The sequence below is a fragment of the Cupriavidus sp. SK-4 genome (assembly GCF_000611125.1).
Classification (GTDB): Bacteria; Pseudomonadota; Gammaproteobacteria; order Burkholderiales; family Burkholderiaceae; genus Cupriavidus; species Cupriavidus necator.
The window spans coordinates 1-13,624 of sequence record NZ_JFJW01000089.1 but is presented as its reverse complement, the minus strand read 5'-3'; the positions used below and the strand labels follow the sequence as shown (position 1 = coordinate 13,624).

Genomic DNA, 13,624 nt, shown 5'->3' with positions numbered 1-13,624 from the left:
AATTCGATCGCCTGAGGATGCTCTCATGTCAATGACGCCGGCCAATGCCACCCAGCCTGACGATTCCGAACACGGCACCCCGCTGCCGGGCGGCCATATCCTGGTCGATGCGCTGCTGGCGCACGGCGCCGAGCTGGCCTTCGGCGTGCCGGGCGAAAGCTATCTCGCCGTGCTCGACGGCTTCCACCGCCGCCGCGATCAGTTGCGCTTCATCATCTGCCGCCAGGAGGGTGGGGCCGCCGTCATGGCCGAGGCCTACGGCAAGCTGACCGGCCGCCCCGGGCTGGCCTTCTGCACGCGCGGGCCGGGCGCCACCAATGCCAGCATCGGCGTGCACACTGCCTTCCAGGACTCGACGCCGATGATCCTGTTCATCGGCCAGGTCGGCACCGACTTCATGGACCGCGAGGCTTTCCAGGAAATCGACTACCGCCGCATGTTCGGCCAGATGGCCAAGTGGGTGGCGCAGATCGACCGGGTCGAACGCATCCCCGAATACATTGCGCGCGCCTACCAGACCGCCACCTCGGGCCGTCCGGGTCCGGTGGTGCTGGCGCTGCCCGAAGACATGCTGGCGCAGACTGCGGTAGTGCCGCAGTTGCAGGCCTACCAGCGCGTCATGAGCTGGCCCGGCGAGGCCGACCTGGCGCGGCTGGCCGAGATGCTCAACGCCGCCGAGCGTCCCTTCGTGCTGGCCGGCGGCAGCGGCTGGACGCCGCAGGCCTGCGCCGACCTGCAGGCCTTTGCCGAGCGCTTCGCGCTGCCGGTGGGCTGCGCCTTCCGCGGCCAGGACCTGTTCGACAACCGCCATCCCAACTACGCCGGCGATGTCGGCATCGGCATCAACCCGGCGCTGGCCGAGCGCGTCCGCAACGCCGACCTGGTGCTGGCCATCGGCCCGCGGCTGGGTGAGATGACCACCAGCGGCTACGCGCTGATCGCCGCGCCGCGACCCGCGCAAAAGCTGATCCACGTGCACGCCGGCGCCGAGGAACTGGGCAGCGTGTACCAGGCCGACCTGATGATCCAGGCATCGATGCCGGCCATCGCCGCGCGCCTGGCCGGCCTGCAGCCCGCCGCCGCGCCGCGCTGGCAGGGGTGGACCGAAGCCGCGCATGCCGACTATGAACGCTACCTGCAGCCGCCCGCGTTCAGGGGGCAGGGCGTCGACATGGCCGAAGTCATCCGCACGCTGGACCAGTTGCTGCCGGCCGACGCGGTCGTGACCAATGGCGCCGGCAACTACGCCAGCTGGCTGCACCGCTATTTCCACTATCGCCCGTTCACCAGCGGCGGCCGCGGCCAGCTGGCTCCGACCAGCGGCGCGATGGGCTATGGCGTGCCGGCGGCGGTCGGCGCCAAGATCGCCTTCCCGCAGCGCACCGTGGTGGCGCTGGCCGGCGATGGCTGCTTCCTGATGAATGGCCAGGAACTGGCTACGTCGATGCAATACCAGGCGCCGGTGATCTTCATCGTCGTCAATAACGGCATGTACGGCACCATCCGGATGCACCAGGAACGCGAATACCCGACCCATGTCTCGGGCACGGAGCTGCACAACCCCGACTTTGCCGCGCTGGCGCGCGCCTATGGTGCGCGCGGCGCGACCGTAACCACGACCGAAGCCTTTGCCCCGGCATTGCGCGAGGCATTGGCCGCTCCGGTATCCACGCTGATCGAGATCCAGGTGGACCCGGACGTGATCACGCCGCGCACGACGCTGAGCGCGATCCGCGCGCAAGCGCTGGCCAGTCAGAAGCCATGAGCCCGTGCGGCCCGACCGGATTCTTTCTTACCTATCAGGAGACCATCGATGAAGCCCGTCACCACCGACCTGTGCGACGCGCATGAAGACCGCCTTGCCGACGGCACCCTGCGCGTGATGGCGCCGGTGTTCCGAGTCTTCGGCAAGCAGGGCGCCTTTGCCGGCCCCGCCGCCACGCTCAAGGTGTTCGAAGACAACTCGCTGGTGCGCACCGCGCTGGAAGCGCCGGGGCAGGGCCGGGTGCTGGTGATCGACGGCGGCGGCTCGCTGCGCTGCGCGCTGGTGGGCGGCAACCTTGGCCTGCTGGCCGAGAAGAACGGCTGGGTCGGCATCGTCGTCAACGGCTGCATCCGCGATACCGCGGAGCTGGACGTGTGCGACATCGGCATCCGCGCGCTGGCCGTGCATCCGCAGAAGAGCCAGAAGCGCAACGTCGGCGAAAGCGACGTCGCGGTGCAGATGCCCGGCGCGGTGGTGCGCCCGGGCAACTGGATCTACGTCGACGCCGACGGTGTGCTGGTGTCGGACGAAAAGCTGGGGAACTGAGCATGCCGCGCGTCTTTGTCTACGGCACGCTGCGTGCCGGCGAGGTCAACGACCTGAATGCCGCCGCCCAGCGCCACGGCATTGCCGCGCCCACGCTGCTGGGCACGGGGACGATCGCGGGCAGGCTCTTTGACTTCGGCGCCTATCCCGGCCTAGTGCTGGACGCTGGTGGCGGGCCGGTGGTGGGCGATATCTATGAGATTGCCGAGGCGTTGTTGCCGGTCCTCGACGAGATCGAAGAGGTTTATCCCGGACAGGCCACGCTGTTCGTGCGCGAGGAACGGGCCGTGTTGCACAACGGCCAGCCTATCGCCTGCCTGCTGTATCCGGTGGCCGAGTCAGCGGTGGCCACGCTGCCGCGCATCGACAGCGGCGACTGGGTGGCCTATCGCCGCGCACGCGATACGGCCGCGGCCTGAACCCCGGCTCGTTTCACCCATTCGCGGCGCCGTTTGCTTTTGCGTAGCATGACCGGCGATGACATCGACCAATGGAATCGACGGCCATGAACGCTCCGCAATCCCTGCAGCCGCAGGTCTTTCCCCGGCAGTTCTTTATCCACGCCGGCGACGTGCGGCTGTCCGCCACCAGTTGGGGTGAGCCCGGGCCAGGGCGGCCCACCATCGTCCTGGTGCACGGCTATCCCGACAGCAGCGAGGTCTGGCACGGCGTGGCGGCGCAACTGGCGGGGCGCTTCCATGTGGTGACCTATGACGTGCGCGGGGCGGGGCGCTCAACCGCGCCGCGTGCGACTGACGCTTACCGGCTGCCGAAGCTTGCCGATGACTTCATCGCAGTCATCGACGCGGTCTCGCCGCAGCGCGCGGTGCACCTGGTGGGGCACGACTGGGGTTCGATCCAGAGCTGGGAGTTCGTCACCGATGTACGGCTGCAAGGGCGGATCGCCTCATTTACCTCTTGCTCCGGCCCATGCCTGGACCACGCGGCAATCGGCCTGCGCGAACTGCGCGGGCAGCAGTCGCTGGCTGCGTTGGGCAAGACGCTGCGGCAGCTGGCGGCATCGTGGTATATCGGCGCCTTCCACCTGCCGTGGCTGCCTGAACTGACCTGGCGGTTGTGGCTGGGCCGCGCCTGGCCGCGCTACCTGCGCCTGACCGAGAACCTGCGCACGGGTCCCAGCTCCACACAAACCGCCGACGGCTGCCACGGTGTGCGCTTGTACCGCGCCAACTTCCTGCCGGTGCTACGCGCCCCGCGCCAGCGTCATGCCCATGCGCCGGTGCAGGTGATCGTGCCGCTGCATGACCGCTATGTGAAGCCGGCGCTGACCGAAGACCTGCACCGCTGGACCACGCAGCTCTGGCGCCGCACCGTGCCCGCGCACCATTGGCTGCCGCTGGCCGACGCCCAGGGGTTTGCCGCCATGGTGCGGGAATTTATCGAGCATTTGGAAGGGGAGCCGGCCTCACCGGCGCTGCGTGCCTCGCGCCTCCGCTAGCGGCCGCAGCGCATCCTGCACATTTTTCACGATGTGGAAAGATGTTTTGGACCGCAAAAATACATGGTTTGCGTAGCACAAGACCATTTCTCATGATGGAAGATCATGTCCCGCATCGTGAAATAAAATCGCTAAGTCATTGAATTGCTGAATGAAAAAAACTAAGCAGTAACTGCAGATCGAGGTTGTTGCAACGCGGGAGGGTTCTCTACACTCTTATATAAGACACATGACCTGAGACGCGAAAAACAGCGGCCCACGCAGCAGCACCGCGACGCAGTCCAGGCCAGGTGATCAAGAGATTCTCAGCCATCCCCGCATCATCAGGAGAGTGACCATGACCCGCCAAGAACAGATCCAGGCCCTGCAGAAAGACTGGGAGACCAATCCCCGCTGGAAGGGTATCAAGCGCAACTTCACCGCCGAAGACGTGGTGCGCCTGCGTGGTTCGGTCCAGGTCGAGCACACTCTGGCCCGCCGCGGCTCCGAAAAGCTGTGGAACCTGCTGCACACCGAGCCGTTCGTCAACTCGCTGGGCGCGCTGACCGGCAACCAGGCCATGCAGCAGGTGAAGGCCGGCCTGAAGGCCATCTACCTGTCGGGCTGGCAAGTTGCCGGCGACGCCAACCTGGCCGGTGAAATGTACCCCGACCAGTCGCTGTACCCGGCCAACTCGGTGCCGCAAGTCGTCAAGCGCATCAACAACACCTTCCAGCGCGCCGACCAGATCCAGTGGAGCGAAGGCAAGGGCGACACCGACTTCTTCGCCCCGATCGTGGCTGACGCTGAAGCCGGCTTCGGCGGCGTGCTGAACGCATTTGAACTGATGAAGTCCATGATCGAAGCGGGCGCCGCCGGCGTTCACTTCGAAGACCAGCTCGCTTCGGTGAAGAAGTGCGGCCACATGGGCGGCAAGGTGCTGGTGCCGACCCGCGAAGCCGTCGCCAAGCTGACCGCTGCCCGCCTGGCCGCCGACGTCTCGGGCGTGCCGACCCTGGTGATCGCCCGTACCGACGCCGAGGCCGCGGACCTGCTGACCTCGGACGTGGACGAAAACGACAAGCCGTTCTGCACCGGCGAGCGCACCGTGGAGGGCTTCTACCGCGTCAGGAACGGCCTGGCGCAGTCGATCTCGCGTGCACTGGCCTACGCTGAAGTCGCTGACCTGGTGTGGTGCGAAACCGGCAAGCCGGACCTCGAGTTCGCGAAGAAGTTTGCCGAAGCCGTGCACGCCAAGTTCCCGGGCAAGATGCTGGCCTACAACTGCTCGCCGTCGTTCAACTGGAAGAAGAACCTGGACGACGCCACCATCGCCAAGTTCCAGAAGGAACTGGGCGCGATGGGCTACAAGTTCCAGTTCATCACGCTGGCCGGCTTCCACTCGCTGAACTACTCGATGTTCAACCTGGCCTACGGCTACGCCCGCAACCAGATGAGCGCGTTCGTGGAACTGCAGGAAGCCGAGTTCAAGGCAGCCGAGAAGGGTTTCACCGCGGTCAAGCACCAGCGCGAAGTCGGCACCGGCTACTTCGACGCCGTGACCCAGACCATCGAAGGCGGCCAGTCGTCGACGACCGCACTGAAGGGTTCGACCGAAGACGAGCAGTTCTTCGAAGACAAGAAAGTGGCCTGACTCTCCTGGTCACCCCCGCCGGGACGTGGGTCCGGCGGTTAAAGAAAGCGTGTGACCATCACGCTTTCTGATTTAGGCGCCGCGCCGTTCTCTCTCAGGGACGGCGCGGTTTTTTATTTGCCAATGCTGGCGCGGGTTGGCGGGTAGCTGTTCAAAATCTACGCAGGCAGTCGAGACGGTGCTGAGGCGTACGGGGTCGCCCCGTTTTGTGTTACCAATGGCGTCGAGAGTAGTACGACGTGAAAGGGCATGCGAGCCGCCAGTAGAGCCGGTCTGAAAATGGCGTTCTTGCTCTCAGAGGCCTATGCTTGACTCAGTCTACTGCACGCTAACCGCGATGAAGCGCCACGTTTCTCACCTTCCCGGTTACCCGAAACACCCGCCGCATGGCGCGCGCTATTACCTCGCGCTCGTCGCTGGATTGCTCATTCTGGGCTGCCTGTACCTTGCCGTCGCAGCGTAACGAGCTCCGGTGCATTGCAGTGAAAGCGCTGGAAGCAAGCGATCTACGCCTGTCGTAGACGTTCTAGTTGCCTTCGCAACCCCGGGGGAAGTTCAGCTGGAGCGAAAAATGCGAGCGATATTTGCCAGAGGCTTGTCGCACGCGACAACGGCAAGCCTGTAATAAGGACGTCGGCGCGAAAATGCATAGCGTGCTGACGCGCCAGGCAAAGCGCGGCCTGGTGGGAGGCAACTGGCAACTGGCAACTGGCCACCAGGGGCCGCGCGGGAAGGTCTTACCCTCGGCATCGGCCGCAACTCAGCTCAGCGCCGGTGCAAGCGGCAGCCGGCCGGCTACGACACGCCTCTTGCTCCCGCGCGGGGCATCGCCAAAGCACTTTCGCCTGCGAATCAGTCCGTCACGGCCATGGACGATTAAATCGGCCTTCTCCTGCTGGGCCATTGCTGTGCCTGCATCAATGGCCGCCTCCCGGGAAGGGAAGAATTGACGGTCGGTGGATCCATCCTCAATTTCAACTACCCATTGAAGACCCTCGATTCGTACGACGTGTATGTTTCTTCCTGGCATGGCCGTCTCCTGAAGTCGTCGGATCCAGTTTCTGCATGCTGCTCGCCGTCCGGTATCAGGCGCCGTCTGACAAAAAGAGCCCGCACTGAGGCGGGTCACGCCCTGAGATTGGCGCTAGGGGGCGCGCTGCCCCGGCTGCGCCGGTTGGTTCTGTTGCATTTCGAACAGTTCTACCCCCTAAAGGGATGTTTCTTAATTGAAACTTGAGCCAACGCTACTGCGACTACGAGGATACGGTCATGCGCCCTTATGCCTCAGGATTGGCCACTTATATCTTGCTGTCCCTGATGCTGACCCCTGACCTATGGATCCCATGGCTGCTGCGGGCGGAATTATTTAGGGGGTTGATCGCCTTTGGGGTACTGGCCATGTGCATGCCGGCAGTCTTCGCATGTTTCGCACTGGCCACCCAAGTAGGGCAATGACGAATGCATTCCACAATGCGCGCCCAATGCAGTTGGTGCATTCCGCATTGACAGCTAAAACTCGGCTGCAACACGCTGGGCCGGCCTTCAGGCGGGTTTGGCAATCGACCAAGGTTAGACCGTGAGTACAACCGAAGCCGTACCTTGCTTACTATGCTCCGCATTGGCGCGACGCTGGCTCGACCGACAAGATCGCCTGCATGGCAGCCGCATTTACCGTTGCGCTGCCTGTGGTGGGCGATTCGCAGTCGCTGGCGATGCGCTGGGCGCCATCGAACAGGGGCGTTGGGATGTTGCTGAGCTGAAAGCCGCGGTTAGGCAGAACATTGCTTCGGGCATCCTGCCACGCATCGAGGACACTAAAGGAAGCCCGAGCGTGATAGCGGTCGGCCGTCAGGCATCCTGAGCTCGGTCGGATGAACGAGTAAGCCTGATCGGCCGAGACCAACTACCTCTTTGGCATGATGCACATAGTGCCGCTACCGGGCCGGCGATCCGCGCGCACGAAGTCGCGCGGGTTCGAGGCGATTGGGGACGCAGCGGCGTCAGCGCTGCCTCGGGCGCTACCCCCGCCAGATGTCAAGGTTGGCGGCAACGAATCGGGAGATGGCAGTCGCAGACAGTGATTGCCCGCGAACAGGTTGGGGGGGGCGGCCCCGCATGAGCCGACATCGAAGCACTGGGCCTGCGGCCGGCGCGAATTTGCTGAAACGCAATAAATTGTCACTTTTGCCAACTTGCAGCATTTGGGTGATTCCCGCCGTAAGAGAGATGGCTTAAAGTGCCGGGGCCTTTATCGGCACTTTCCGAGCCACTCACCAAGAACAACATCATGAAAGCATCTCTCTCGCTCGTTTCCTGCGCCGTCGCGGCGGCACTGCTGGCCGGCTGTTCCGGCGGCATGCCCACCAATCTCGAGGGCGTGATGAGCGCCGGCACTTCGCTGGCCAAGGCTGCCACGCTGTCCGACGCCGACGTAAAGAGCCTGTCCGACCAGGCCTGCGCTGAATCGGACAAGACCAACAAGATCGCCGCTGCCAACACCACCTACAGCAAGCGCCTGGTCAAGATCATGGGCGGGCTGAAGAACAGCGACGTGCCCAACGTCAATGCCAAGGTCTACATGACCAAGGACGTCAACGCCTGGGCCATGGCCAACGGCTGCGTGCGCGTCTACAGCGGCCTGATGGACATGATGACCGACGATGAAGTGCGCGGCGTGCTGGGCCATGAGCTGGGCCACGTGGCGCTGGGCCACACCAAGAAGGCGATGCAGGTTGCCTACACTGCCACGGCGGCACGCGGCGCGGCGGCAGCGGCCGGCAACGGCGCGGTGGCGGCACTGTCGCAGTCGCAACTGGGCGAGCTGGGCGAGAAGCTGATCAACGCGCAGTTCTCGCAGTCGCAGGAAAGCGCGGCGGATGACTACTCCTTCGACCTGCTGACCAAGAACAAGGCCAACACGCGTGGCCTGGTGACGGCGTTCCAGAAGCTGGCCAAGCTGGACGGCGGCAAGTCCGGCATGTTCTCGTCGCACCCGGGCTCGGAAGACCGCGCCAAGCATATCGAGCAGCGCATCAGCAAGGCTTCGTAAGCGGCCTGCGCAAGCAAAAAACCGCCCGCACCGGTCATGCCGGTGCGGGCGGTTTTGCTTTGTTGGCGCGATGCGCCCGGGGGTCAGCGGTAGACGATCACCGGGATGTCGGTATGCGTCAGCACCTTCTGCGTCTCGCTGCCCAGCAGCAGGCCGGACAACCCGCGCCGGCCATGAGACGCCATGAAGATCACGTCGCAGCCATGGCGCTCGGCCGCGTCGATGATGCCCAGGTAGGGCACCGCAAAGGTCGACATATCGGCGTCAAAGGTCACGCCGGCCGACGTGGCCAGGTTCTCGATTTCCTTCAGGTACAGCTTGGCCTGGTTCTCGATGCGGTCCTTGAAGGCCTGCGGGGCCTCGACCACGATTTCGCTGAACGGCGTGTAGGGGTACTCCTCCAGGCAGACATAGGCTGTGACGCGCGCGCCGATGGCCTTGGCGAGCTCCAGCCCGCCGTTGATGGCTTTCTTGGAGAGTTCCGAGCCGTCGGTGGGTAGCAGGATATGTTGGAACATGCGGGGCTCCTTTTCTGACTAGGGGATCGGGGCAGGGCAGCCAGCTGGCATCGGCGGATGCCGGGGCGCCGGGACGCGCCTGTCACGAATCCATTGTAGTCAGTGTGCCGAGAAGGGCATTGCGCGGAATCAATTGCAATGAAAGTGTCTCAGCACACGGCAGGTGCCCCAGCCTTCAGCCCGCCAGGACCTCCGCAACCGGCATGGCCGCGGCCTGTTCGGCCCGGCGCCAGTAGGACGGGTTGCCGTAGGTGTTCTTCAGGTGATCGATAAACAGCCGCACCCGCAGCGGCAGGTGCTTGCGCTGCGGAAACACCGCATGGATGCCGATCGGCGGCGCCTGGAACTCATCCAGCACCGTCACCAGCCGCCCGCTGGCGATCTCGCTGCCCACCTCCCACCAGGAGCGCCACGCCAGCCCGTTGCCTTGCAGGCACCACTCATGCAGCACCGCGCCGTCGCTGCATTCCATGGTGCCGCCCACCTTGACCGTGACCGCGCGGCCTTCCTCCTGGAATACCCAGCCACGCTGCACATTGGCGCTGGCGCCAAAGGCAAGGCAGTTGTGGCGCTGCAGCTCTTCCGGCGCCCCGGGGCACCCGGCGCGCGCCAGGTACTCGGGCGAGGCCACCACCACGCGGCGCGTCTCGGCCAGACGGATCGATACCAGGCTGGAATCGGGCAGGTCGCCCAGGCGGATGGCGCAGTCGAAGCCTTCATTGACCAGGTCGACCACGCGGTCAGACAGGTCCAGCGTGATTGAAACGTCGGGGTGCGACTCAATAAACAGCGGCACCAGCGGCGCCACGTGCTTGCGGCCATAGCCCGCCGGGGCGGTCACGCGCAGGTGCCCGCTGGCCTTGACCCCGCCGGCAGAGACGCTGGCCTCGGCGTTGTGCAGGTCGTTCAGGATGCGCTGGCAGTCTTCCAGGAAGGCAGAGCCTTCAAAGGTCAGGCTGATCTTGCGCGTGGTCCGTACCAGCAGCTTGACCCCCAGGCGCTCCTCCAGCGCGTCGATGCGCCGCCCGATGATGGCCGGCGCCACGCCTTCAGCCGCCGCCGCTGCGGAAAGGCTGCCGCGCGACGCGACGGATACAAAGGTCTCCAGTTGTTTGAAATGGTCCACAAATGTTTGCCTGATGTACGTGCGGTGTGCCGGCATGGTCACGCAGTCGGTGGCGTTGCGTCCATATGGCCGGCAGTGAGGAGGATTTGGTGCGGAGTTTTGTTTTAGTCAGCCAAGATTAGTGGCGTAAAAGTAAAAGATCAAGTGACCCGCGACCACTTTGCCGCAGTGCAGCGTCTCCCTACAATTCGATGCATTCAATGGTGTACAGAGCCACGCAGCTGTGGTCTGCTCGTCCCATCCACCCCAGTCGCCCGTACCGTTGCAGGTTGCCCAGGCCCTCATGAACAAGATCCGCGCAGTCGTCTTCGATGCCTATGGCACGCTGTTCGACGTGTATTCCGTCACCGCGCGCGCGGAACAGCTGTTCCCGGGCCGCGGCGAGGCGCTGGCGCTGCTGTGGCGGGACCGGCAGATCGACTACACGCGCATCCGCACCATGGCCGCCCCCGATGGCTCGCGCTACAAGCCGTTCTGGGCGATCACCGTGGACGCGCTGCGCTACGCCGCCGAGCGCCTGAACCTGACGCTGGATGAAGCCGCCGAAGCGCAGCTGCTCAAGGAATACGCGTGTTTGTCCGCGTTCCCGGAGAACCTGGGAGCGCTCAAGCGCCTGCGCCGCGCCGGGCTGCCGCTGGGCATCCTGTCCAACGGCAACGCCGAGATGCTGGACATCTCGGTCAAGAGCTCCGGCATGCATGGCCTGTTCGACCACGTGTTGTCGGTGGACGCCGTGCGCCAGTACAAGACCGCGCCGGCCGCCTACGCGCTGGGGCCGCAAGCCTTCAGCCTGCCCGCGGAAGAGATGCTCTTTGTCTCGTCCAACGGCTGGGATGCCTGCGGCGCCACCTGGTTCGGCTACACCACGTTCTGGATCAACCGTGCCGGCCATCCGGCGGAGCGGCTCGACGTAGCCCCCTCCGGCACCGGGCACGACATGAACGACCTGCTGGAATTCGTCCGCGCGCGTGGCGTGGCGGTGTAGCAGGGTCCCTTCAACCAAGCCTTACCGCTATCGATCACAGGAGAAGACTGATGGCTATCACGCTGCCCGCGGGCATGAAGATTACCGGCGAGATCCTGCCGGCCTACGAAGATATCCTCACGCCGGAAGCCCTGGCCCTGGTAGACAAGCTGCACCGCGCCTTTGAACCGCGCCGTCAGGAACTGCTGGCCGCGCGCGTGGAACGCGCCAAGCGCCTGGACGCCGGTGAGCTCCCCGACTTCCTGCCGGAAACCAAGAGCATCCGTGAAGGCGACTGGAAAGTTGCTCCGATCCCCCAGGCCCTGGAATGCCGTCGCGTGGAAATCACCGGCCCGGTCGAGGCCAAGATGGTCATCAACGCCTTCAACTCGGGCGCTGACAGCTACATGACCGACTTCGAGGATTCCAACACCCCCAACTGGCACAACCAGCTGCAGGGCCAGGTCAACCTAAAGGCCGCCGTGCGCCGCACGCTGACCCTGGAATCCAAGGGCAAGCAATACAAGCTGAACGACAAGATCGCCACCCTGCAAGTGCGTCCGCGCGGCTGGCACCTGGACGAGAAGCACGTCACCATCGACGGCAAGCGCATTTCGGGCGGCATCTTCGACTTCGCGCTGTTCCTGCTCCACAACGCCCGCGAGCAGATCGCCCGCGGCGCTGGCCCGTTCTTCTACCTGCCCAAGATGGAAAGCCATCTGGAAGCGCGCCTGTGGAACGACATCTTCGTGATGGCGCAAAACGAAATCGGCCTGCCGCAAGGCACCATCAAGGCCACCGTCCTGATCGAAACGATCCTGGCGGCGTTCGAGATGGACGAAATCCTGTATGAACTGCGCGAGCACAGCGCTGGCCTGAACGCCGGCCGCTGGGACTACATCTTCTCGTGCATCAAGAAGTTCAAGAACGACAAGGACTTCTGCCTGGCCGACCGCGCCAAGGTCACGATGACCGCACCGTTCATGCGCGCCTACGCGCTGCTGCTGCTCAAGACTTGCCACCACCGTGGCGCTCCCGCCATGGGCGGCATGAGCGCGCTGATCCCGATCAAGAACGATCCGGAGAAGAACGCCATCGCCATGGAAGGCATCATCAGTGACAAGCGCCGCGACGCCACCGACGGCTATGACGGCGGCTGGGTGGCTCACCCGGGCCTGGTCGAGCCGGCCATGAAGGAATTCGTGGCAGTGCTGGGCGACAAGCCCAACCAGTTCGGCAAGCAACGCCCGGACGTGCAAGTGAAGGGCGCCGACCTGCTCGACTTCAAGCCGGAAACGCCGATCACCGAGCACGGCCTGCGCATGAACATCAACGTCGGCATCCACTACCTGGGCGCCTGGCTGGACGGTAACGGCTGCGTGCCGATCCACAACCTGATGGAAGATGCGGCTACGGCCGAGATCTCGCGCTCGCAGGTGTGGCAGTGGATCCGCTCGCCGAAGGGCAAGCTGGAAGACGGCACCAAGGTGACGGCTGAGCTGGTGCGCAAGCTGATTCCGGAAGAGCTGGCCAAGGTGAAGGCACTGGTTGGTGGCGATACCAAGACGTATGACCGGGCTGCTGAGATTTTTGAGCAGATGTCTACGTCGGAGGATTTTGCCGAGTTCCTGACGCTGCCGCTGTATGAGGAAGTTTGAGCGGGTAGGGTTCTAGCAGGATGAAAAAACCGCGGCTTTGGCTGCGGTTTTTTCTTTTTGGGAGTTCGCCAGGACGTCAGTGTGATAGTGGGTAGGGCGACGCCTTTGGTTTCCACAATGGGGACGGGGTCGCCGGCGTCTGAACTGAGTTGATGGGAGCGGTGGGACAGGTCAGATATTCTCCACGGTCTGACCTTGGCGCATATCCATGCAATCGGATATACATTGGATTGTCGCGGTGGGAACGACGGCATCCGGTTGAATCAGCAGCCAGAAGCGGCCGTTCGACATCGAGGGGGACATGGTCGACGATTCAAAGCACTAGCAGCACGGCTGCCCGTCAATGCCGATCGAGTGTCCTGGCTTGCGCGGAGGCAGCGAATACGCTTCGGCGGACATCAAGTCGGCAGGGTAGAGTTGGAGGAACGATCGCGTTTTTTTGCCCTCGCGCCGGACAGCCAATTCACGTCAAGCCATCTTCTAAAGCCCGACGCCATACAAGGGCTGCAGGTGCCTACTTGCCGCCGACGCCGACCTTGCCGCGCCCGACCTTTCGATGCGGCACACAGGGGCGCAGCCTCTTCCTGGAGCCAGCCGTCAACGTGACGTGCTCCGCAGGGTAGCGGGTCGTCCTGTGCGGCGCGGCCTGATAGGCGGAATGGCCCGGATCGATGCGCTTGATAGCTGACATGACTGACACCTCCTCAGAGGATTCTAGTCCGAAACGGCACGGCGCTTATGCCGCCCGTCGCTAGCAGCCCCATGGGCGCTGATCTCGGGGCGCTCACCAGTGAGGGGCCATGACCGCAACATGCCAGACAGGCGCGGCAAACGTCTCCATCATGGTAATCGAGGACGCGATCAACGAAGATCCATGGGAGGTGTCAGGAATTCTGTGTGCTGAGG

Annotated in this window: 12 protein-coding genes; 8 read left to right on the top strand and 4 right to left on the bottom strand. The window is 64.2% G+C overall.

What is annotated here, in order from left to right; all coding sequences use genetic code 11:
• The first annotated feature begins 25 nt into the window (after nt 1–25).
• The 5 genes from CF68_RS18695 (at nt 26) to aceA (ending at nt 5,403) form a co-directional block, all read left to right on the top strand.
• Nucleotides 26–1,765, top strand: coding sequence for a thiamine pyrophosphate-binding protein (locus CF68_RS18695; protein ID WP_369798891.1), 1,740 nt, complete (start codon nt 26–28; stop codon nt 1,763–1,765).
• 48 nt (nt 1,766–1,813) lie between these two features.
• The gene (gene rraA / locus CF68_RS18690) at nt 1,814–2,311 is read left to right on the top strand and encodes a ribonuclease E activity regulator RraA (protein WP_035821536.1); all 498 of its coding nucleotides are present in this window, start codon (nt 1,814–1,816) and stop codon (nt 2,309–2,311) included.
• Between the two features lie 2 nt (nt 2,312–2,313).
• Entirely contained in the window at nt 2,314–2,730 is a 417-nt protein-coding gene (locus CF68_RS18685; protein ID WP_035821533.1) for a gamma-glutamylcyclotransferase, read from the top strand.
• 86 nt (nt 2,731–2,816) lie between these two features.
• Complete coding sequence (locus CF68_RS18680) at nt 2,817–3,770, top strand: alpha/beta fold hydrolase (RefSeq protein ID WP_235205815.1); 954 nt, start codon at nt 2,817–2,819, stop codon at nt 3,768–3,770.
• Nucleotides 3,771–4,107: 337 nt separating this feature from the next.
• On the top strand, nt 4,108–5,403 hold the full coding sequence (gene aceA, locus CF68_RS18675; RefSeq protein ID WP_035821528.1) for an isocitrate lyase: 1,296 nt from the start codon (nt 4,108–4,110) through the stop codon (nt 5,401–5,403).
• A gap of 760 nt (nt 5,404–6,163) precedes the next feature.
• On the opposite strand, the gene CF68_RS36330 is transcribed toward aceA, so the two are convergent.
• Nucleotides 6,164–6,433, bottom strand: coding sequence for a DUF2188 domain-containing protein (locus tag CF68_RS36330; protein ID WP_084187323.1), 270 nt, complete (start codon nt 6,431–6,433; stop codon nt 6,164–6,166).
• A 1,257-nt stretch (nt 6,434–7,690) separates the two neighbouring features.
• On the opposite strand from CF68_RS36330, the gene CF68_RS18665 reads away from it, so the two are divergent.
• Complete coding sequence (locus CF68_RS18665; protein ID WP_084187319.1) at nt 7,691–8,452, top strand: M48 family metalloprotease; 762 nt, start codon at nt 7,691–7,693, stop codon at nt 8,450–8,452.
• A gap of 83 nt (nt 8,453–8,535) precedes the next feature.
• Here CF68_RS18665 and CF68_RS18660 read toward each other — a convergent pair whose 3' ends face one another.
• Both CF68_RS18660 and CF68_RS18655 read right to left on the bottom strand, forming a co-directional pair.
• Nucleotides 8,536–8,970, bottom strand: a complete 435-nt coding sequence (locus tag CF68_RS18660; protein WP_035821526.1) for a universal stress protein — start codon at nt 8,968–8,970, stop codon at nt 8,536–8,538.
• Nucleotides 8,971–9,145: 175 nt separating this feature from the next.
• Nucleotides 9,146–10,096, bottom strand: coding sequence for a substrate binding domain-containing protein (locus CF68_RS18655; RefSeq protein WP_035821524.1), 951 nt, complete (start codon nt 10,094–10,096; stop codon nt 9,146–9,148).
• Nucleotides 10,097–10,379: 283 nt separating this feature from the next.
• Here CF68_RS18655 and CF68_RS18650 point away from each other — a divergent pair, with 283 nt between their 5' ends.
• Both CF68_RS18650 and aceB read left to right on the top strand, forming a co-directional pair.
• On the top strand, nt 10,380–11,081 hold the full coding sequence (locus CF68_RS18650) for a haloacid dehalogenase type II (RefSeq protein WP_035821522.1): 702 nt from the start codon (nt 10,380–10,382) through the stop codon (nt 11,079–11,081).
• A gap of 50 nt (nt 11,082–11,131) precedes the next feature.
• Nucleotides 11,132–12,718, top strand: coding sequence for a malate synthase A (gene aceB / locus CF68_RS18645; RefSeq protein WP_035821520.1), 1,587 nt, complete (start codon nt 11,132–11,134; stop codon nt 12,716–12,718).
• A 514-nt stretch (nt 12,719–13,232) separates the two neighbouring features.
• On the opposite strand, the gene CF68_RS37740 is transcribed toward aceB, so the two are convergent.
• On the bottom strand, nt 13,233–13,409 hold the full coding sequence (locus CF68_RS37740; RefSeq protein WP_200872568.1) for a hypothetical protein: 177 nt from the start codon (nt 13,407–13,409) through the stop codon (nt 13,233–13,235).
• Between the last annotated feature and the right edge of the window lie 215 nt (nt 13,410–13,624).